Below are 18,452 nucleotides of genomic sequence, written 5' to 3'. Positions count from 1 at the left end.
GTTGTTACGCAATCGCTCGATGACTGTGGGCGCTAACTGCTCGACGAGCCGTTCTTCCCTAGCGCGTCATATCTCGCCATTACATAGCTGCTGCGCATACTCCGTAAGTATCGCGGCGCGTGCCAAGATGAAGTCTTGATAAGTGGCACTCGTGTAGTCAAAAAGCGATGGCAGAGGGAGCAGGTTGGATTCGAACACCGCTTCCGCTTTGCCCCCGTGATCGGTGACTATTGTTGGTAGATAGATGTTTGGAGCATCGTCACTAATTTTTAGGTTTGCAGCCGCACTCAGCATGCAAATGTTGGCCGCAAGGTTGTCGTCCAGTCGCTCTTTCTCTCGCTTCAGAAATGCTCTCGGATAAACGTGGTGGTACTGCTTCTTATTGAAGGACGATAGTGCTTCACTTGTATCTATCGCTGCACCGTTGAGCAGATTCTTCGGCCCTTTAAGAGCGAGTCCGAGCAAGAATGCTCTTGAACGAGATGCATTGCTACGGAACGAAATGCCAGCCCATTCGTTGGCATTTGGAGGCTCACCAAAATCAGAGTCTTTCCCTTCGCCTTTGATGACATAGTCAATAACGCGCGGCAGATCATTGGAAACAAAAGTTTCGCCACCGACCTTGTATCGCTCCGAGAACGACGCACGCCAGAACCATTTCTTAAGACGGTGTGTCTCGTCTGGGTCCAGTGCTTTTGTCTTCGAGAATAAGTGGCAAATGATGATAGTAATGGCTTGATAGGAAAGAAAGTCCCAGCTGTGAACTCTAAATTGAGTGCTTAGCAGGTCAACAGTGCGAAGCAGCGATTCTTTCGTGTTCTTTGTGAGAGTAGCTAAGGTTTCACCATCCAGTTCTCGTAATCCGCGCAGTGATGTCTCTTTAATGCTGCCGAGTTGTACTGCGGACATGCATTTGAGGACCGTTGTTTTGTCGATGTCATCAAAACCTTTCGGTTCCAACGCTGCAGAAATTTCTTCTACATTATCGTCAAGATCAAAATTGTGAGACCAGGTTGCGGCGACCATAAGGTCGTAGGTGCTAAGCTTGGTGCCGGAGCTGTTGATGCGCTCAAAAATTGGACAGACTTCTTCTACTGCAAGGTCTTTGAGAACTACGTTCGGCAGCTTGTAGGTGGTTATTGCCTTAATTAGTTGGTCCAGCTTGGCTTGGAGTGCTTCTTTGTTGGGGTGTGCCTGCAAGGCAGTTCTGAAATCTAGTAGTGCGGTTGTGTCGTAAAGTTTGCGAAGCGGAAAAACAGCCAATCCAGGCTGGATGTTCTTCTGTGAGAAGAATTCTTCTTTTTCCAAATCGTATGATGCTGCAAATCCAGCGTCACTGGTGTCCGCACCAAAGCAAGAATAGATCACTGTGAGCCGCTGCTGACCGTCGAGAACATAGTCCGTTGGCGTCATGTCATCCGTTTCGGGAAGGATGAACTCCCCAAACGTTCGCTCAGTATCCAACTTTGAGCTAGTTCTCCAAATCAGCAAGCTGCCAATTGGGTAGCTGTTCGCAATGCTGTCGAGAAGCTTTAAGGCTTGCTCATCTTCCCAAACATAAGGGCGTTGGAATTTTGGAATCTTGATGCGCCCTTGCTTGATGTCCTCTATTAGCGAAGAGAAGAATACCGTGTCGGTGCTGAGTCGGTTTGATATGTTTGTCGCCATTATCTGGGTATTCTTGGTTTGAGATGTCAGATTTGGAGTCGCCTGTGTGCGGGTGAGGAATCGCCGCGCGTCGTCAATAATACGGAAGTAATGCGGGTGCGCAAGTCTTACGCCGAGGGGTGCTAAGGTGGGATCAAAACAAGTGACACTGTTAGAAAAAAGGTGGCACTAGGGCACGTTATAATTTCGGCGCCATCGCGCAAACGGTGGCACGGGTTTGGCGACCCGTCAGCTAGGACGGCGAACGCATCAAGCGCTCGCTGCGTTCGCGCACGTCGTGTCTCATACGGCGGGCCGGGCGGGGAGACCCTTGGGTCTGCCGGGTCCTAGCTCCGGTTCGCCAACCCCGCCGTCTGGCCCGCCACCCCCGTTTGGCGACGAGGAAGGCGGCCGGTTACTCAACCGTCGCTAGGAGACACCATGCTGTTTGTACCCAGCGGGCACCGCCCCGCGTCTTATCCATCCCCGCCTCGCACCCCTGCGCACACCGCTCACGGAGGTGCTCAATGACCCATCGCAAACGCCATTACCTGAGCGGCGCACTGGCCGCGCGGGAATTCCTCCGCCGCACGCAATCCGATTTGCGCGTGCATCGGCAATTTCGGCCGAACGCTTTGCGCTGGGAGTTCGCGTTCACGGTCGGGCTGCATCCGCACGAATTTCGTGCTGGATTCCTCGACGCGATCGGGGCGTATCTGCTGACCACGCTGGAGGGCGTGTTGGTCGATCCGTACCGGTGGGAAGTGTTGGATCTGCTTGAGCGGGAAGAGAACTAAAACAGTGGGAAGGCTTCCCCGAGACGGGCGGGGTTGCTGATAGAAGAGATGCAGTTACGTCGAGCCGAGTTCTGCTGAGCTATCGCGGAATATCAAAGGCGCATGCTCTGCGGGCTCCCAATTTTTCAGCGCAACGCCTAGGCGATTGATCGTCGCGGCTTCCACCGGGGTCGCGAAGCGCACGACTTCGAGGTGCAAGCGGTTGCCCGGCTTTTGGTACTCGATTTCGAGGGCGGTATTGCCTGCACCATCTGCAACGAAGGCGCGCACAGCCAACCAAAGATATGCATTCCCATCCTTGGCACCTTTCTCGAAAGCGACCTCTGCGCTAGCGCTGGCAGGAAACGACATCAGTTCCTCGCCCCATTTCTTAAGCTCGTCTGCGTAGTCGTAGAAATCGACGGCAACTGACTGGCGCTCACCTTCGATGAGCAGCCGAAGTTCGAGCATGCCGTCATCCGGATCACGCCAAAGTAACTGCAGGGAGAGATTCATCGGGTGTGTCCAGTTACGTGGCAGCCTCAGCCACCACCAAATTCGCGTCCCGCACCAACCGCCACTTCCCATCCGCCTCCTTGCGCAAGATGGTGAGCGTCTGCCCCGAGCGCCGCACCACCTTCCCATCCGGCATGGTGATGACGATGCGCAGCGCGTTGCGCAGGTAAGCGATATCGCCAAACACCTGCACTTCCTGAATATCGCTTGTGCCGTCGACCTGCACATCCTTCATGCCGTTGGACATGGCTGCGAAAGCTTCTTTGCCAAAGGGCGCCTGACCAGGCGTGAGGAACAGCACGTCATCGGTCATCAGGCTGAGCACAGTGGGCAGGTCGCCCGCTTTGCTGGCAGCGAGCCAAGTCTCCACTACGTTGCGGATGGCGCGTTCGTCGTCGGTCATGGCGGTGCGGGTGTCGGTGAAAAGGCGGCCTTTCACTCTACACCGTAGGCTCCACCGGCGGCGTTGCGCGGCGTTTCACAAACACCGCTGGCGACAACACCGGAATGTGCCGCGCGCGCAGCGTGACCAGCCAGTCGCCGACGGCACCTTCGCAGGTCAGGCGAAAGTGCTCCGCATCGATCCATTGCACATCGGCCAGCCAGAACGTGGCGTAGGGCGCGCCGATGGTGGCGGTGTCGATCACGCGTGACAGGTCGTGCGCGACGAGCGTGATGGAGACGGCTTCTTCAAACGGGCAGTCGTACTCGGTGATGAGCACGAAGCCGAGTTCGGTTTCGTACTGCCGCAGCAAGTCGTAGCCGGGAATGGCAAGCGTGGGGTGCGGCACGCCGTCGACGATCACGCGCGTGCGCGCGGGCCACTTCTCATACGGGCCGGTGTGTTTCTCCAGACTGAAGCGTTGGAGCGGCTGCATGGCGGCGGCGCGGTGCGTGCGCTTATTCCTTGCGCATGCCGCAGTTGGCGACCTGCCGGCCGGGCTCAACTGAGTCTTTCCAGCCGGGCTCGTCGCGCTTCTGGTACGCCTCCAGCGACGGGTAGCCGTTCACGTTCCAGAAGGTGTCGTTGTAGCGCGAGACCTCGATGACGGCGAGGCCGCAGCGTTTGTGGTGGTCTTCAATTTTGTACGCGGCGCGCGGCTTGTCACCGGCCAAGTCTTGGTCGAGCACCTTGTAGCGTGCCGGGCCACACTTGAAAAAGCTGGCGTTCCACTCGATGGTCTTGGGGCGCACGAACAGCGCACCAAAGCAGGCACGGCCATCGCCGCGGTAGGTGCCAGTCAGCGTGTCGGCGGCCATGGCCGACTGCGCTGCCAGCAGCGACAGGGCGATCAGCAAGCGGCTTACTTGCATGCGGCAGTCTTCCCGTTGTGGATGAGGGTGAGCGCGTAGTCGAGCTTGCGGGCGTACGACGGGTCTCCAACGTTGTAGAGCACGGCCACGTTCTGCGTGGTGGCGGGCCGCCAGCCGGTAATTACCTGCTGCATGGCGGCCTTGCGGTACTTGATCACCTGACCAGGCTTGAGCGCGCTGGCGCCCGGGTTGAGCGCGCGCAGCTCGGTCAGCGTCGAACCCTGTGCGCGGGCGATCTTGTCCAGGCTGTCGCCGGCCTTGACGGTCACGTCGTAGACCTTGGTGTCGGCATCCGGCACGCTCTGGATGCTGAACTTGGCCATGCGGGTGAGCAGGTAGCCGATGCCCGCGCGAATGTTCCACGCCGGCACGGTGGCAACGGAGGCTGCATTGAGCTTGGTGCGGATGGTGGGTGGCACGATCAGGTCGCTGCCTTCCTTGCCGCGCAGCAAGGTGTTCAGGCCCGGATCGCCCGGGTTGCCGATCTGGATCGGGTTGCTGCTCCACTTGGGTGAATCGGCGCCGGTTTCGACCCATAGCATCGCCTTGATGATCTGCCAGTCCAGCGGCTGGTAGCCGGCGGTACCCATCAGGAAGCGGTTGTATTCGATGACGGCGGATTGGATATCGCAGTCGTAGCCGTTCCATGGATCTGGATGCTGCGTCGCGCTGTTGACGTAGTCCTGCCAACGCTCGAAATCCGTCTTGGGTTTGGCCGCTGGCTTGGCCTGATGTTGGGTTTGAGCCTTGGTGACCATGCGCCCCTCCGTGGTTGCTTGGCGTGTGGAGGAGCATGGTAGCCAGCGTGCGTCGGCCACGTGTTAAGGGGCGTTTATCTAGCTTGCCGACCGCTGGTTGAGAGGAGTGGCTGCCCCGGTGGCCTCGCGGAGCAGCCATTGATGCGGCGTGTCATTGCTTAGGTGACGGATCATCCTGCGGGTTGACGTACTTGATGTCCAGCGGCCCCGTGCCATGGATCTGCACCACCGTTGCCGTCTTGGTGAAGGCGTAGTGGTGCACGCCGCCCGGCAGGTTGTGGAAGCCGCCCGCCTTGAGCGCGTGCGCGGCGCCCATGTCCATGGTGTCGCCGCCGCCCAGATAGAGCGTGCCCGAGATCACCGTGATGTTCTCGGTTTGCGTGTGCCAGTGCGGCGGCACCTTATAGCCGCCCGGTGCCTTCATGCGAATGACGTACGGGCCATCCTTGCCTGGGTCGCCGTAGAGCACGGCCAGCTTGAGGCCCTTGGGCATGCTCGGGGGGCCGTCAACCCACTTCATGCCGGCGGGATTCATCATCATCATTTCGCTGTCGGCGGTGTCCTGGGCGTGGGCGGGCAGGGCGCCCAGGCACAACAGCACGATCGCGCTCAACAGCGGCCAGTGCGCAAGTTGCTTGTTCATCTTCGTCTCCTTCTTGCCTCGGCATCGGCTCGCGGGCGACGAGGGATGGGCCGCCCCTGAAGGGCGAGTGGTGCCTCGCAATCATCGTAGGGGAGGCACCCGTGCGGCTGACAAGCGCGCAATCGCTCTAGGCGTCGGCCCTTGTGGCGCAGAACGCCATTATGACGGAGTTACCCCTTGAGCCCTGAGGCCGCGAGGTGGACGATAAGGAGCGCCCTACGGGGCGCTTTTTCTTTATGAAACAACAATAAATGGCTGCTTGTCGGCCGGCAGGTTGAGGCCTGCCAGCTAAATCCTCTGCGTTTACAAATTTTCAGAAGGAGAACAGCGTGGGGATTCAACTATTCAAGGGCGCCGCCCGCCAGCGAGCACGTCTGCTTGGCGAAATCCAGAAGCTAGAGCGACAACGCGGCGCAGTGGACCGGCAAATTTCTGAGCTGCAAAGACGCGTAGCTGCATTTGACGAAGTGCTGAAAGCGCAAGATGTCGACATCGAGCCTGATGACTATGCACCACCCGTCAAGCCCACGCCACGGCGCGCCTACTTCAAGCATGGCGAACTGCTCGGATTCTGTTTGGACGCGCTCCGCATCGCGCAATGCCCGCTAAGCACGGTCGACATCCTCGATAGCATCGTATGTCAAGGACAAATCGCGTGGCGAACACCCGAGGACCGCTATGAGGTCCGGCGGTCCATCAAGAATGCGCTCGGCGTCCAAGCCAAGAAGGGGCTGGTCGTCAAAGTTGGTCAGATTGGTCGCGCCAATGATGGCGTTGCGATTTGGGCACTACCGGAATATGCCCATCTACCTTTTCAGGCCGCCAGCGCCAGCGGTGAGGCCCCTTGAGCAAGGGCGCTCAGCGCCTTGGGGAAAGCTTGGTCAAGCTTGAGCAACTTGGTTAGCTGCCGCATGTCGGCCTCTGAGGTTGCGCCGACCGGGCGCAGCTCGATTTGACGCGGAGCGCTACCGGACCGCTCGTAGCGGCGCTGTTGGTATTTCTTCAGGTCTCGACAAGGCCCCACCGTTGCAAGCCGGCGCAAAGCGTCGTGCAGGCGCTGTCCAGGGGACTGCCGTCGCACGTTTTCCCGCCAGCTGCACTCGGCGAAGTACAGGTGTAGCCGGCGCTTGCTCATGCGGTGATAGGTGCCGATTTCCATCCGACGCCAGCGGGAAAACGCGCTCTCGATGTAGTTGGTATGCCACCCTTCTGGGCTTTTGTAGTGCGTGTCGTGATTGACGCGGCGCACCTCATAGTGGGCCCGTAGCGCGGTGGATGCGCTGGCACTGTCCGAGTAGATAACCGAACCCTTGGCGATGTACCGCTCCAGCGCTTCGCGAATGAGCTCGTAGTTTTCGGTCGGAAGGGGCATGCCGATGACGAGGTCGGAACCGGCACCCGCTGGATTGCGGCGCGCGATGCCAAGTACGCACTGTTTCTTGGGATTGCTCCTGCGCGACTCAGACGTCAGCGGGTACTCCTTGGCGGCCAGCTTGGTCGCGAGCTTTTCGTCGATACCTTCAGCCAGCAGCCGCTGAACCATTCGCTCTCGACGCTTAGTCTGTCGCGCAGCCTTGGCCTCGGGTGTGCGGTCGTTCGGCTTGCGCAGCCCCTTCAGCACCCAGACGACGTCGATATCGAATTCGCCTGTCATCGGTTTAGCCGGTGGCGTCGCCCAGAATGCCCAGCGAATTTTGTGCAGCAGCAAGTAGGCCGCACGGTAGCTGATGTTCAGCTTGTGGCTCATCTCAATGGCCGAGCGCCCCTTGGCATTGGTGACGAATAAGTAGAGGCCTTTGATGATGACCCAAAACGGCAGCTTCGTGCCGTCGAATACGCTGCCAGATTTCAGGGAGAAATCATGGCCGCAGTCACGACAACGCCATTGTTTGTGCCGCGTGCGGAGCATGTGGCTGCGGATGACACCGCACCGTGGACAGATTTGCTCATTGAGAGAGCCCCACCGATGCAGCATGAAAAGGGCATGGGCCAGCGGTTCGTTCTGGGTGATGAGCAAGCTAAACTCATCGTCCTGAAGCGAACGAGCGACTGGGGAAAGCAGAAAGTGCTGCGCCATGTCCTGTGCGAAAAACGGGTCCTGAGAGTGTCTAGGAACGCATTCCCCCGAAATTTGCTCGATTCATCGTTTACAATGCGAGTTCCTCAAAATTGAGGAATTTTTGGCCAGTACTGGCATTTCGACACCTCCGTTTCAAATCGAACTCAATGGATTGGCAACGCGAAGCACGGCGGTTATTGCGCGCGCAGATGGCCCTGAAAGACGTGCGTTACAAAGGCTTAGCCCGAGCCTTGGAGAGCGTCGGCGTCTTCGAGGAACCCAAGGCGTTGGCCAACAAAATCAATCGTGGCACGTTCAGCTTCGCGTTCTTTCTGCAATGCATGCGCGCGCTTGCTATCGACACAGTCAAGTTGACCGACTAAATGTCATTGAGCCACGAGCTTCAATTTTTAGAGAAATTTGGTTGGAAAGCTCGAACTTTCGATTACGTAATAGAAATCGCAATTTCGTAACGGAAACTTTTTGACATTTTTTCTGGATTGGCGCCGATAATCGCCTTTTCCGCATCGATTCGGCAACGAGCACCTTCTAGCTTCAAACGTCGATAATCGACCCAACCAGCGTCATATTGACACTTGGCGATACGAGTAAGGCGGTAGAATTGGGGCACCCGCGCCCATGCACAAAAACGACATCATCGCGGTCACAATATCAACGGCGATTCGGTTGCTAGCCTAGAGCACCTCGTAAGCTAGCAAGCCAATAAAGGTCGCTCACGATGCGGCGCCGCGAAGTGCTTCAAGATGCACACTCAGGTTGTCACTTGACAACCTTGAACACCTATACTAACCTTCTAACAACATCAATGGCTCGGTCACGACATTCGAACAAGGACATCGAAAAGGCTATCTGCCACGCCGAAGAGAGCGGCTGGAGGGTCAAAGAAAGCACGGGAAAGGGACACTCGTGGGGCTCCTTATACTGCCCTTACAACGATGCGGAGTGTCGATGCGGTGAGTTCTGTATTAGTAGCATATGGTGCACACCCAAAAACCCAGATAACCACGCTCGTCAATTGAGAAAAATTGTCGATAACTGCACGACGCACAGGAAACAGCAGGAAAAATTAGCCAAACTGGCTAAAAGTCCGAATGAGCCGTTGGATACGGAGTAACTTATGGAATACGAATTCACCCTCAAATTTAAGCTGGACCCTACAGACGCGAACCATGACGAAATTGTTGAGCGTCTGGGCGCGGCCGGCTGCACCGATGCGTTGGTGGGAACGGGTATAGCTGGCCATCTGGGCCTCGAGTTCGTTCGTGAATCCGTTTCGGCTGAAGAAGCAATCTTGAGCGCTATTGCTGATGTGAAGGTTGCCCTTCCTAGTGCAAAACTTGTCGAGGCTGGGCCTGACTTTGTCGGTCTAACCGATGCTGCAGACCTGGTTGGAGTCACGCGTCAAAATATGCGCAAGTTCATGGTGACGCATTCGACAGCTTTTCCCTCACCGGTTCACTCAGGTAGCACATCCATTTGGCACCTAGCCTTAGTCTTGAAGTTCTTGGGGGCGCGTGAGTACAAATTGGCCCAGCCCCTGGTCGATGTGGCGGAAGCCGCCATGCGGGTTAATTTGTCTAAAGAAGCTACCCTGATGACACATCCCCTAGCTGACGCTAGATATTCTCTCGCTCTATGACCGTTCCGACTAAGGGCTGCTCGGATAACTACCTGCCATACGTTCGGACATGACTAAGGAAGAGCTTCATGCGTTCTTGAGTAGCACCTTCGATTTGGTCGCCGACCCAATCGAGCGGGGCAGCGCCCTCACGTACTTCCTCGGCAAAGTGGTGTGGCACCCGTCAACGACCACGCGAATCCTTCATGTTCAGTACGATGCGAACGACCACGTTAGCCATATTAAGCTGTGCGTCTCGTCGGACAACAATAACAGTGTGTTCGTACAGTTGCCCGTGAGTTGGCCGAAACTTCAGAAAGCCGTGGCCAACGAGATTTGGCAGCATGTGCGGAATCGACCGCTGAATGCCAGCGTATCAGGCAGCACGCCGGCAGGTGCCACACGACTGTAGGCACCGTCGGCTCCCTGCCAAAAGCAGGCCGTTCACGCTTCGCCGGGCCGCGTCACCCCGGTGAGGTGTCGGCTCTACCGTCAGTTTGCGCTGCGCAGTGACCCGCCGATTTTCGACTCCGAGAGAACCGAGTTCTGCCGCACATGATTCAGATACTGCAAGTAGATACTAGCGGAGGGGTTCCTTGCCCAGAGGCAAGCAATCCGATGCGTTCAAAACTGCGTGGGCTGAAGACCATGGGTGGTGTCAGTTTAGCTGGGGAATTTCCAGAGCTTACGCTTGCGGTGCAAGATGGCTATGACGCCCCACCTGGGCTGGTTGATTATTTCAAAGTTGGCCTACTGCACGTGGTATCCGAAAGACTCAAGGCGGTTCTTTCGTCTCACAACGCCGAGCTAGAATATTTTCCAGCCGTGGTCATGTACAACGGGTCCGCCACGGAGGTCAAATATTTCGTCGCAAATCCACTGAAGCGAATCAAGGCGATTGATTTGGGAAAATCAGATATCGAGCTTGACGGCGAGCTGGGTGATGCGCTTTGGGTGAAAAAGCTGGTTCTCAATGAATCGTGCTTTTCTGGCATAAAGCTTGCCGTGATAGACGAAGTTCAGAGGATTGGATTGCAGCAGGAGATTGCTCTTGCGGTTGAATCGGCCGGATGCACCGGCTGTTCGTTCGTTAGCCCGGCCACTGTACGGTACGGGTACCGTTAGCTGCTGCCCGTGGAGCGGCGGCGAGGGGTGCTTGCTCGTGATGGCTCCGCGTTGCTGGGCTGAACCGAAGGACCGCTTCCGGCCAGGAACGGACGCACAGGCAATAGGTACAACATGAACAATTTCATCCTCTTGCGGAACCGACGTTTCGACGTTGCAGTCGCCAACTTGCGCTACAGCGGCGGCACATGGACTCTGGAAATTGAAGCGAAGCCCCAGGAGTTCGACGACGAGCTATGGACACCTCGGCTCTACCATCAAGGCTTCACAATGAACGCACGTACCGCCGAAGAACTGCAGGGCATGAGTACGTCATGGAAGCACAAAACCGACGCTTCGTATGCGCATCCGGAGCTTGGGTTGCTTTACGTCTTCGGCCATCACGACGTCTACGATGCAACGTTGAGTTTTGGATGTTTGCACGCAGGACTTATTGAAGTCAGCTGGATTGGGCTGTGTGATGTGTTTTGGGACGACGACTATATGACACGCGTGCCATTCCGCAGCGAGTGCCTCGCGTACTGTTCGGCTTGATTCCCTCATCTCTGCGCCGGCAGGGCCCACATGTCCGCTGTCGGCCGACAGCGGTCGTCGAAACCACAGACGTCGCGGACTAGAATCGCGCTCCAGCTACCCTGGTGAACTGCCTCGGCTTTCGGGAGGCCGATTAGTTTAAGTTGAGACCGTTTCAACAGTATGGCTGGCGAGTATTTGCCCAAATTTGGGCAAATATTGAGCAGATTTTCGGGGCAGGTCACCCCGCCAACAGCCAACTCTGTACGGAAGAGCCCTCCGCGCTTCACACGGCGATGAGGCCGCGCGTGACCGCATTCCCTGCTAAGGGTTCACAACGCTCCGCACGGATGGCTACATCCCGAGAAGAGTCAAGGGGTAACTCCGTCATAATGGCGGCGCAGAACGAAAAACGCCCGGTCAGAGCCGGGCGTTTGTTCATCTGCAGGTGCGATCAGACCGTGCGCTTTTGCGGCACCAGCGAGCGCCAGAAGCGCTGGCCGAAGCGGCGTGCATCGCGCAGGTTGCGCTTGAGCAGGTAGTCCAGATCGGCGACTTGTTCGTCGATGGCCTCGGTCAGCAGGCTCATCGTGTCGGCGGGCGGCAATTCCAGGTAGGCGTCGGCTTCACCGTACGCATACTGCACGCGCATGCCGGCCTTCTTGGCGATGTGCATCATGGCTGCATTGCGCGACAGGCAGTGCATGTACAGCGTACGCACCTTGGTGTTCTGGCCGTGCATGGCGGCGCGCTGGAACAGCGCACTGCCCACGCCCTTGCCGCGAGCGGATTCCGACACAGACACGCCAAACTCCGCCACACGCCCTTGCGGGTTGTCGCGCAGGTAGGCGAGGTGGCCAACGCCCACCAGCTCCAGGCGCTCGTTATAGACGCCGAAGACCTTGTCGTGGTCGAAGTCGATGCTGTCGACGTACGCTTCGATGACGTGATCGCCCACCACCTGGCCGAAACGCAGCAGGCGGTCTTCCTGGCCCAGTGCGAGCAGGTGTTTGAGCAGGCGCGACCGGTGGTGCGCAGCAAGCTCGCGCACCAGCACGGTGGAACGCGGCGCACCTTGCGCGGCTTCCGTCTTGTCGATGTCGTCCTGGGTGACGACGCCGATGGCCTTGCTCAGTTCGAGCGGGTTCACGACAACGTTTCCTATTCTGTGTGCGCCCTTGTTTGCGGGGCGACGGGGTGATGATGGGGAGACGCGGGTGGCGCCTCCGAGGCACGCAGTTGGGTGCAACTGGGTGTTGTGCAACGCACCATGCTATTGTAGGACAATCAGGGATTTCCCGTAAGACTCGCGTCAGGCTTTCGCCAGAATTTCCCGCCAAATCATTGATTTATGGCAGACGCGCGCGGCTTCCAGGCCTGTGGTGTACTCACAACGGTCATTGCTGTGCTGCACAAAAAGCGCCGCCGGAATCGCTTCGTTTGCGCAAATGCATCCGGTGGCTTCCATGAACTGCGGGGGCCCTGTAACGCCGCTCAACAATAGCCGTGCGAAGATGCGCGTTCAAGACGCCCCGTCTACTGACTTTCCATGACTCCATCGCGCATTCTTGTGATTTACGCGCATCCTGCGCCGCGCCGTTCGCGTGCCAACAAGCCGCTTGCGCGCGCACTGGCCAGCCTGCCGGGCGTGGCCATGCACGACCTCTACTGGCACTACCCCGATTTCGATATCGACGTGCGCATCGAGCAGGCAGCGGTGGAGGCGGCCGAGCTGGTCGTCTTTCAGTTTCCGGTGCAGTGGTACGCCACGCCGTCGCTGCTCAAGGAGTGGTTGGACGTGGTGCTGGAGATGGGCTGGGCCTACGGGCCGGGCGGCACCGCCTTGCGCGGCAAGCATCTGATGGTGCTGGCCACGACGGGCGGCCGTGCGCACGCTTATAGCCAGGCCGGCACCCACGGGTACACGTTCGACATGTTCCTGCTGCCGCTGCAGCGGACCGCCGCGCTGTGCGGCATGCAGTGGGAGCCGCCACACGTGCTGCACGACGCCGACGATGCGTCACCAGAGGTCATCGACGCCCATATCGCCGAGGTGCGCGCCGCGTTGCAGCCGTGGCTGCCGGACGACCCCGCGGATCCCGCTGATCTCGACCCCGCGGCCTGACGTTCCCGATTCACCGTTTCTTGCCAGCCCATGCAATCGCACGACCTGCTCGTCAACTTCGTCATCTACTTGGCTGCCGCCGTGGCAGCGGTGCCGCTGGCGCGTCGGCTGGGCCTGGGTTCGGTGCTTGGTTATCTGCTGGCCGGGGTGATCGTGGGGCCGTGGGGGCTGCGGCTCATCACGAATGTGCAGTCGATTCTGGATTTCTCTGAGTTCGGCGTCGTGCTGATGATGTTTGTGATCGGGCTGGAGCTGGAGCCAGCGCGGCTGTGGTCGCTCCGGCGCAGCATCTTCGGCTATGGCGGGCTGCAGTTGGCGGTGTGCGCGCTGATGGTCGGGCTGGCGGTCATGGCGGTCGGCCACCCGTGGCGCGCGGCGGTGGTGGCGGGGCTGGGGCTGGCGTTGTCGTCCACGGCCATTGCGCTGGCCACGCTGACTGAACGCAACCTGATGCGCACACCGGCGGGGTCGGCCAGCTTTGGCATTCTGCTGTTCCAGGACATTGCTGCCATCCCGATGATCGCCTTGCTGCCGTTGCTGGCGGTTGATTCAGCGGGGTCGGGCGAGGGCCACCATTGGATGGCGGCGGCCAAGGCGGTGGGCGTGGTGGCGGCGGTCATCTTTGGCGGGCGCACCCTGCTGCGGCCGGTGCTGCGCGCGATTGCCCGTACCAACATGCGCGAGATGTTCACCTCGTTCTCGCTGTTGCTGGTGGTGGGCATTGCGCTGCTGATGCACAGCGTGGGCCTGTCGATGGCGCTGGGCGCCTTCATTGCCGGCGTGCTGCTGGCTGATTCCGAATACCGCCACGCTCTGGAAACCGACATCGAGCCGTTCAAGGGTCTGTTGCTCGGGCTGTTCTTCCTGGCCGTGGGCATGTCGATCGACTTTGGCGTGCTGATGCGCCAGCCGCTGGCGGTGGTGGTGCTGGTGGTGGTCTTCCTGGTGGTGAAGATTGGCGCACTGCGCCTGCTGGCCACGCGCTTTGGCATCGCGCGCGGGCAGGCGTGGCTGTTTGCGTTCCTGCTCTCGCAGGGCGGTGAATTTGCTTTTGTGGTGTTCGGCCCCAGTGTGGCGGGCGAGGTGCTGGGCGCCGAGACCGCGGCCACGCTGAACTTGGTGGTGGCCCTGTCGATGGCGGCCACGCCGCTGCTGCTGCTGTTCCACGACAAGATCCTCGTGCCGCGGCTGACCAGCGGAAAGAAGCGCCTGCCGGAGGCCATCGAGCCGCAGGACAACCAGGTCATCATCGCCGGCTTTGGCCGCTTCGGGCAGATCGTCGGCCGCATGCTGTACAGCCAGGGCTACAGCGCCACGGTGCTCGACCACGATCCGGATCAGATCGACATGCTGCGTCGCTTCGGCTTCAAGGTCTTCTATGGTGACGCCACGCGCATGGACCTGCTGGAAACCGCTGGTGCCGCCCGCGCCCGCATGATGGTGGTCGCCATCGACGACATGGAGACCAGCCTGGAGGTGGTGGACCGCGTGCGTGAGCGATTCCCGCACCTGACGCTGTACGTGCGGGCGCGCAACGTGTCGCATGTGTACCAGTTGCGTGACCGTGGCGTGGAGGTGATCGAGCGGGAGATGTTTGAGGGCTCGTTGATGCTCGGCCGCCGCGTGCTGGAGGGTCTGGGCAAGGAGCCGTACGAGGCGCACCGCATTGCCCAGACGTTTCGCCGTCACACGCTCAATTCCATGGACCAGGTCTACCCGGTCTACCGCGACCAGAAGAAGCTCGTGTCGCTCGCCCAGCAGGGCCGCGATGAACTGGCCGAGATGTTCCAGCGCGACCGCACGCAGCGCAAACGCCTGCGTGAATCGGGCATGCCGTGGGGCGAGGGCAACGAACACGACGATGTGACCGAGTCCCAACCCGACGCCGACCCCGTCAACGAGACCGACGGCAGTGAACCCGCTACGCCTATCGATTGCCCGGCGCGTGCCGGCATTCGGCGCGAGGACTGACGCCCCCGCGCCGCAAGCATCAGCTGATCAGCTATAGACGTTGATGCTGCTGCCCACCGCCACCGAAGCGGTCGATTTGACGACCGAAGCACACTGCGAAGACGGGGTGAACAAAAAGGAGCGCTCTGAGGCGCTCCTTTTGCATGGGCTTATCAACGGCCCGATTGGCGTGAACTTAAACCGCCACGCTCACATTGCGGCGCAGCTCGCAGGTGGAGAGCGAGTCGGCCTCGCCGCGCAGCAGCAACTGGCCGTTGCCGACCAGTTCGCGGCAGCGCCAGAAGACGAACCAGTCACTGGCGAGCAGCCCATCGATGGCGCCCATGATGCTGCCGACCACGTCGCGTGCGCTGGCCCAGTCGGTCGGCACGTGCTCCAGGATCACTTCGTCGACCGTGGCGTACGACACCGGTACCAGCGTGTTGCCCTTCCAAAGCCGCACGTCGGCGTTTTCGCGCACGGTCTGCTGCCACTCGTACGCCAGGCGACCGATGCGCAGCACCGATACCGGCGCGATGGTCGAGAACCGCCGCGCCAGCCGCGCTCCCGAATACATGCCGATGGCCGTGAGCGGCCCCTGGCCATTGGGCGTTTCCAGTTCGCGGGCATCCATGCCGACTTCGTTGATCCGCTGCGGCGATTGATGCAGATGGAACGCCACCCGGCGCAGCATGAGCTGATCCGACGCACTCTGGCCGTGCCAGATCGCCACCTCGGTGGTGGCATCGCGCAGGTCTGCCAGTGACGCAAGTGCGTCGCGCATTTCAGTGGCGAAATCGATGCTGCTGGTGGGCGCCACGCGCTGCCAGAAGCCCGAGCGCGCCATGGCCACGCTGTCGACGTCGGCCAGCGGCCCGACGGCGAGGTCGTCGCGCAGCACTACGACGGAATCGGGGCGGCCTGCCTGTGCGAGCGCCTGCTTGAGCGTGGCGCCGGCAACATCGCCGTTGACGACATGGATGTATTGCATGGCGGCAATTGTAGCGACAGTGTCAGCGGTGCGCTGTCGTTTCAGGTGCGATTTTAGGCAGCACTGCCGATATTCCATTGCGTTGGGTCAGAAGCTCTATCCGAAGAGGGGAGAGGGCTCCAGGCAACCATCAGGCGAGCGTGCGAAAATCGCGGTCTGATTTTGTTGCAGACCATAACTACACAGGTGAGGAAACATCCATGAGAGCCAAGTCGATGGTGAGGGGAATGCGGCCAGTCATATTGGCAACGCTGGCGATGGCCGGTGCATTGGCTGCGGGTCAGGCCGCCGCCGTGCCGCCTGCCGAGATCTACAAGCGCGCCCAGCAGGAAAAGCCTGCGCTGATCGACACCATGAAGGCGCTGGTGTCGATTGAGTCGGGCAGCAAGGACATCGAAGGCCTGGACAAGATTGCCGGCGTGATTGCCGACCGCCTGCGCCTGCTGGGCGGCGACGTCAAGCTGATCGACCCGAGCGATCACGCCTACCGCATGGCCGACACACCCGAGAAGATCGGCAAGATGGTGCTTGCGCGCTTCAAGGGCGAAGGCACGCGCAACATCATGCTGATCGCGCACATGGATACGGTGTACCTCAAGGGCATGCTCGCGCAGCAGCCGTTCCGTATCGACGGCGACCGCGCTTATGGCCTGGGTATCGCCGACGACAAGAACGGCGTGGCCGTCATCCTGCACACCGTCGCGATCCTGCAGGCGGTTGGCTTCAAGAAGTACGGCACGCTCACTGTGCTCATCAACGGCGATGAAGAGATCAGCTCGCCGGGCGCGCGCGCCATGCAGGCCAAGCTGGGCGCCGAGCAGGATGCCGTGTTCTCGTGCGAGGGCACGCGTGTGACGTCCGACAAGCTGTCGCTGGCCACCAGCGGCATCGGCGCCATCCTGCTGGATGTGAAGGGCAAGGCCTCGCACGCAGGCGGTGCACCGGAGCAGGGCCGCAACGCGCTGTATGAACTGTCGCACCAGGTGCTGCAGATGCGCGATCTGTCCAAGCCCGAGACCGGGCTCAAGGTTAACTGGACGGTGTCGCAGGCCGGTACCAACCGTAACGTGATCCCGGCAGTCGCCAGCGCCCAGGCGGATGTGCGTCTGCTGCGCGCCGCGGATGCCGACAAGCTGGAAGAGACCGTCAACGAGCGCATCAAGAACAAGCTGATCCCCGATACGCAGGTGAGCGCCAAGTTCGAGCGCCGCCGCCCGCCGCTGGAAGCCACGCCGGCTTCGCGTGCGCTGGCCGAGCACGCCCAGAAGATCTACGGCGAGCTTGGCAAGACGCTGGAGATTGATGACAAGGCAGAGGGTGGCGGTACGGATGCGGCCTTTGCCGCCTCCAAGACCAAGGCCCCGGTGATCGAGCGCTTCGGCCTGGCCAGCTTTGGCGCGCACTCGAACGACGCAGAATACGTCGACCTGAATTCCATCGTGCCGCGTCTGTATCTACTCACGCGCATGGTGATGGATGTGTCGCGCGATCGTGTGGGCGTGACCAAGTAACGATCATCGCCATCCGAATCAGTATCAAGAGGGGACGGTTGCCGACTGGCACCGTCCCATTTTTGTTGGGCACCGGGCAACAATGAAAAAGCCCCGCTGGCGCAATACCAGCAGGGCCGCAGTGGGCCAAAGGCGGAAAACGGAGGGTGCCTGGAGACCGGCCCTTAACTGGAGAAAGCGCGCGGACGAGGCGCGCGTTCCGTATCAGTTCGGTACCGGATACCCATAGACCGTGCCGCCGCCGTCACGTGAGCGGCCTGCCGGATCGCTGCGTGAGCCTTCGGAGTACGGATCAAAGCGGCCGCTGCGCGCACCTTCTGTGTAGGTGTCGAAACGCCCGGTGCGGGCGCCGTCGCTATAGACATCAAAGCGTTCGGCACGGGCGGCCTGGCCGAACACCTCCACGCGGCTGGCCTGCGCCCAAGCGCTGCCCGCCGCCAGGGCACCTGCCGCCAACAGCGCGGCCATTCCAATCTGCTTGAGTCGCATGGCGAACTCCTTCTTCAACTGATTTTCGATGCTGTTTTAAGGCGTGGTCTTTTGACTGTCCTGCCACGGCCTGAAGGGTAGGTCAGGGGGATGGCGGTATCCACGGTGGTGCGACGAACGGTTTGTTGTGAGCGCCGAAATGATGGAAGTCAGCGTGAATGGCGCTGAAAAACGCGCCAATGGCGGGACGCCGGGGGCAAGGGCTCAACCTTTTTGCCTAATCAGGGAATGTTTGAAGCACGACAACCAGTCTTGGTGCACCACAGCAGGGCGCGACGAGCCGGCAAGCCTTGCAGGAGGCCGTTTTGGTGCGTCGCACTAAGAGCGATGCGCGCTTACCACACTTGGTGGCGCGATTCTGTGAATTGCTTTGCCGGGCATAAGGGCTTTTGTTAA

At 59.9% G+C, this 18,452-nt stretch carries 23 protein-coding genes; 11 read left to right on the top strand and 12 right to left on the bottom strand.

Going from position 1 to position 18,452, the window contains the following annotated elements:
- Positions 1 to 66: 66 nt before the first annotated feature.
- A complete protein-coding gene (locus tag V6657_RS16000; RefSeq protein WP_048933419.1) occupies positions 67 to 1,668 on the bottom strand; it encodes a DUF262 domain-containing protein in 1,602 nt (533 codons plus the stop codon).
- Positions 1,669 to 2,174: 506 nt separating this feature from the next.
- Here V6657_RS16000 and V6657_RS15995 point away from each other — a divergent pair.
- Positions 2,175 to 2,444 (top strand): hypothetical protein, encoded by a 270-nt coding sequence (locus V6657_RS15995; protein ID WP_048933418.1) that lies wholly within the window; start codon positions 2,175 to 2,177, stop codon positions 2,442 to 2,444.
- 54 nt (positions 2,445 to 2,498) lie between these two features.
- Here the strand turns inward: V6657_RS15995 and V6657_RS15990 are convergent, their stop codons facing one another.
- The 6 genes from V6657_RS15990 to V6657_RS15965 all read right to left on the bottom strand — a co-directional run bounded on the left by V6657_RS15990 (position 2,499) and on the right by V6657_RS15965 (position 5,654).
- A complete protein-coding gene (locus tag V6657_RS15990) occupies positions 2,499 to 2,939 on the bottom strand; it encodes a hypothetical protein (protein ID WP_048933417.1) in 441 nt (146 codons plus the stop codon).
- A 13-nt stretch (positions 2,940 to 2,952) separates the two neighbouring features.
- Entirely contained in the window at positions 2,953 to 3,342 is a 390-nt protein-coding gene (locus tag V6657_RS15985) for an SgcJ/EcaC family oxidoreductase (RefSeq protein WP_048933475.1), read from the bottom strand.
- 37 nt (positions 3,343 to 3,379) lie between these two features.
- Positions 3,380 to 3,817 carry a hypothetical protein gene (locus V6657_RS15980; protein WP_048933416.1) on the bottom strand — a complete coding sequence of 146 codons (438 nt, stop codon included), beginning with the start codon at positions 3,815 to 3,817 and terminating at the stop codon, positions 3,380 to 3,382.
- 22 nt (positions 3,818 to 3,839) lie between these two features.
- Positions 3,840 to 4,253 carry a hypothetical protein gene (locus V6657_RS15975; protein WP_048933415.1) on the bottom strand — a complete coding sequence of 138 codons (414 nt, stop codon included), beginning with the start codon at positions 4,251 to 4,253 and terminating at the stop codon, positions 3,840 to 3,842.
- The gene (locus V6657_RS15970; protein ID WP_048933414.1) at positions 4,244 to 5,011 is read right to left on the bottom strand and encodes a LysM peptidoglycan-binding domain-containing protein; all 768 of its coding nucleotides are present in this window, start codon (positions 5,009 to 5,011) and stop codon (positions 4,244 to 4,246) included. Before V6657_RS15970 ends, V6657_RS15975 begins: the two co-directional genes overlap by 10 nt.
- Positions 5,012 to 5,162: 151 nt before the next feature.
- Positions 5,163 to 5,654, bottom strand: coding sequence for a cupin domain-containing protein (locus V6657_RS15965; protein ID WP_048933413.1), 492 nt, complete (start codon positions 5,652 to 5,654; stop codon positions 5,163 to 5,165).
- 329 nt (positions 5,655 to 5,983) lie between these two features.
- Here V6657_RS15965 and V6657_RS15960 point away from each other — a divergent pair, with 329 nt between their 5' ends.
- Positions 5,984 to 6,502 carry a hypothetical protein gene (locus V6657_RS15960; protein WP_048933412.1) on the top strand — a complete coding sequence of 173 codons (519 nt, stop codon included), beginning with the start codon at positions 5,984 to 5,986 and terminating at the stop codon, positions 6,500 to 6,502.
- On the opposite strand, the gene V6657_RS15955 is transcribed toward V6657_RS15960, so the two are convergent.
- Positions 6,469 to 7,671 carry an IS1595 family transposase gene (locus V6657_RS15955; protein WP_160315284.1) on the bottom strand — a complete coding sequence of 401 codons (1,203 nt, stop codon included), beginning with the start codon at positions 7,669 to 7,671 and terminating at the stop codon, positions 6,469 to 6,471. The genes V6657_RS15960 and V6657_RS15955 overlap by 34 nt on opposite strands.
- A 209-nt stretch (positions 7,672 to 7,880) precedes the next feature.
- Here V6657_RS15955 and V6657_RS15950 point away from each other — a divergent pair, with 209 nt between their 5' ends.
- The 6 genes from V6657_RS15950 to V6657_RS15925 all read left to right on the top strand — a co-directional run bounded on the left by V6657_RS15950 (position 7,881) and on the right by V6657_RS15925 (position 11,011).
- A complete protein-coding gene (locus V6657_RS15950; RefSeq protein WP_048933410.1) occupies positions 7,881 to 8,096 on the top strand; it encodes a DUF6471 domain-containing protein in 216 nt (71 codons plus the stop codon).
- A 443-nt stretch (positions 8,097 to 8,539) separates the two neighbouring features.
- Entirely contained in the window at positions 8,540 to 8,848 is a 309-nt protein-coding gene (locus V6657_RS15945; RefSeq protein WP_082170163.1) for a hypothetical protein, read from the top strand.
- 3 nt (positions 8,849 to 8,851) lie between these two features.
- Positions 8,852 to 9,373: a hypothetical protein gene (locus V6657_RS15940; RefSeq protein WP_048933409.1), complete on the top strand. Its 522-nt coding sequence runs from the start codon at positions 8,852 to 8,854 to the stop codon at positions 9,371 to 9,373.
- 49 nt (positions 9,374 to 9,422) lie between these two features.
- On the top strand, positions 9,423 to 9,764 hold the full coding sequence (locus V6657_RS15935; protein WP_048933408.1) for a hypothetical protein: 342 nt from the start codon (positions 9,423 to 9,425) through the stop codon (positions 9,762 to 9,764).
- A 206-nt stretch (positions 9,765 to 9,970) separates the two neighbouring features.
- Entirely contained in the window at positions 9,971 to 10,477 is a 507-nt protein-coding gene (locus tag V6657_RS15930) for a DUF1629 domain-containing protein (RefSeq protein WP_048933407.1), read from the top strand.
- Positions 10,478 to 10,591: 114 nt separating this feature from the next.
- Positions 10,592 to 11,011, top strand: coding sequence for a hypothetical protein (locus V6657_RS15925; protein ID WP_048933406.1), 420 nt, complete (start codon positions 10,592 to 10,594; stop codon positions 11,009 to 11,011).
- Between the two features lie 433 nt (positions 11,012 to 11,444).
- Here V6657_RS15925 and V6657_RS15920 read toward each other — a convergent pair whose 3' ends face one another.
- Positions 11,445 to 12,140 (bottom strand): GNAT family N-acetyltransferase, encoded by a 696-nt coding sequence (locus tag V6657_RS15920; protein ID WP_048933405.1) that lies wholly within the window; start codon positions 12,138 to 12,140, stop codon positions 11,445 to 11,447.
- Positions 12,141 to 12,302: 162 nt separating this feature from the next.
- Positions 12,303 to 12,458, bottom strand: coding sequence for a hypothetical protein (locus tag V6657_RS15915; RefSeq protein WP_160315283.1), 156 nt, complete (start codon positions 12,456 to 12,458; stop codon positions 12,303 to 12,305).
- Positions 12,459 to 12,539: 81 nt separating this feature from the next.
- Between V6657_RS15915 and V6657_RS15910 the strand changes: the two genes are divergently transcribed.
- Both V6657_RS15910 and kefC read left to right on the top strand, forming a co-directional pair.
- Positions 12,540 to 13,115, top strand: coding sequence for an NAD(P)H-dependent oxidoreductase (locus tag V6657_RS15910; protein WP_048933404.1), 576 nt, complete (start codon positions 12,540 to 12,542; stop codon positions 13,113 to 13,115).
- A gap of 30 nt (positions 13,116 to 13,145) precedes the next feature.
- A complete protein-coding gene (gene kefC / locus V6657_RS15905) occupies positions 13,146 to 15,086 on the top strand; it encodes a glutathione-regulated potassium-efflux system protein KefC (RefSeq protein ID WP_048933403.1) in 1,941 nt (646 codons plus the stop codon).
- Between the two features lie 175 nt (positions 15,087 to 15,261).
- On the opposite strand, the gene V6657_RS15900 is transcribed toward kefC, so the two are convergent.
- Complete coding sequence (locus V6657_RS15900) at positions 15,262 to 16,056, bottom strand: DUF1835 domain-containing protein (protein WP_048933402.1); 795 nt, start codon at positions 16,054 to 16,056, stop codon at positions 15,262 to 15,264.
- Positions 16,057 to 16,256: 200 nt separating this feature from the next.
- Here V6657_RS15900 and V6657_RS15895 point away from each other — a divergent pair, with 200 nt between their 5' ends.
- Positions 16,257 to 17,567, top strand: coding sequence for a M20/M25/M40 family metallo-hydrolase (locus V6657_RS15895; protein ID WP_048933401.1), 1,311 nt, complete (start codon positions 16,257 to 16,259; stop codon positions 17,565 to 17,567).
- 204 nt (positions 17,568 to 17,771) lie between these two features.
- On the opposite strand, the gene V6657_RS15890 is transcribed toward V6657_RS15895, so the two are convergent.
- Complete coding sequence (locus V6657_RS15890) at positions 17,772 to 18,056, bottom strand: hypothetical protein (protein WP_048933474.1); 285 nt, start codon at positions 18,054 to 18,056, stop codon at positions 17,772 to 17,774.
- Positions 18,057 to 18,452: the final 396 nt, after the last annotated feature.

This window comes from Ralstonia sp. RRA (assembly GCF_037023145.1).
Lineage (GTDB): Bacteria > Pseudomonadota > Gammaproteobacteria > Burkholderiales > Burkholderiaceae > Ralstonia.
This window is presented reverse-complemented; position numbering and strand designations above follow the sequence as displayed.

What these genes read in the sequence shown, in the direction of transcription:
- V6657_RS16000 (WP_048933419.1), bottom strand. Translation starts at nt 1,668, where the DNA reads ATGGCGACAAACATATCAAACCGACTCAGCACCGACACGGTATTCTTC.
- V6657_RS15995 (WP_048933418.1), top strand. Translation starts at nt 2,175, where the DNA reads ATGACCCATCGCAAACGCCATTACCTGAGCGGCGCACTGGCCGCGCGG.
- V6657_RS15990 (WP_048933417.1), bottom strand. Translation starts at nt 2,939, where the DNA reads ATGAATCTCTCCCTGCAGTTACTTTGGCGTGATCCGGATGACGGCATG.
- V6657_RS15985 (WP_048933475.1), bottom strand. Translation starts at nt 3,342, where the DNA reads ATGACCGACGACGAACGCGCCATCCGCAACGTAGTGGAGACTTGGCTC.
- V6657_RS15980 (WP_048933416.1), bottom strand. Translation starts at nt 3,817, where the DNA reads ATGCAGCCGCTCCAACGCTTCAGTCTGGAGAAACACACCGGCCCGTAT.
- V6657_RS15975 (WP_048933415.1), bottom strand. Translation starts at nt 4,253, where the DNA reads ATGCAAGTAAGCCGCTTGCTGATCGCCCTGTCGCTGCTGGCAGCGCAG.
- V6657_RS15970 (WP_048933414.1), bottom strand. Translation starts at nt 5,011, where the DNA reads ATGGTCACCAAGGCTCAAACCCAACATCAGGCCAAGCCAGCGGCCAAA.
- V6657_RS15965 (WP_048933413.1), bottom strand. Translation starts at nt 5,654, where the DNA reads ATGAACAAGCAACTTGCGCACTGGCCGCTGTTGAGCGCGATCGTGCTG.
- V6657_RS15950 (WP_048933410.1), top strand. Translation starts at nt 7,881, where the DNA reads ATGGATTGGCAACGCGAAGCACGGCGGTTATTGCGCGCGCAGATGGCC.
- V6657_RS15945 (WP_082170163.1), top strand. Translation starts at nt 8,540, where the DNA reads ATGGCTCGGTCACGACATTCGAACAAGGACATCGAAAAGGCTATCTGC.
- V6657_RS15940 (WP_048933409.1), top strand. Translation starts at nt 8,852, where the DNA reads ATGGAATACGAATTCACCCTCAAATTTAAGCTGGACCCTACAGACGCG.
- V6657_RS15935 (WP_048933408.1), top strand. Translation starts at nt 9,423, where the DNA reads ATGACTAAGGAAGAGCTTCATGCGTTCTTGAGTAGCACCTTCGATTTG.
- V6657_RS15930 (WP_048933407.1), top strand. Translation starts at nt 9,971, where the DNA reads ATGCGTTCAAAACTGCGTGGGCTGAAGACCATGGGTGGTGTCAGTTTA.
- V6657_RS15925 (WP_048933406.1), top strand. Translation starts at nt 10,592, where the DNA reads ATGAACAATTTCATCCTCTTGCGGAACCGACGTTTCGACGTTGCAGTC.
- V6657_RS15915 (WP_160315283.1), bottom strand. Translation starts at nt 12,458, where the DNA reads ATGGAAGCCACCGGATGCATTTGCGCAAACGAAGCGATTCCGGCGGCG.
- V6657_RS15910 (WP_048933404.1), top strand. Translation starts at nt 12,540, where the DNA reads ATGACTCCATCGCGCATTCTTGTGATTTACGCGCATCCTGCGCCGCGC.
- kefC (WP_048933403.1), top strand. Translation starts at nt 13,146, where the DNA reads ATGCAATCGCACGACCTGCTCGTCAACTTCGTCATCTACTTGGCTGCC.
- V6657_RS15900 (WP_048933402.1), bottom strand. Translation starts at nt 16,056, where the DNA reads ATGCAATACATCCATGTCGTCAACGGCGATGTTGCCGGCGCCACGCTC.
- V6657_RS15895 (WP_048933401.1), top strand. Translation starts at nt 16,257, where the DNA reads ATGAGAGCCAAGTCGATGGTGAGGGGAATGCGGCCAGTCATATTGGCA.
- V6657_RS15890 (WP_048933474.1), bottom strand. Translation starts at nt 18,056, where the DNA reads ATGCGACTCAAGCAGATTGGAATGGCCGCGCTGTTGGCGGCAGGTGCC.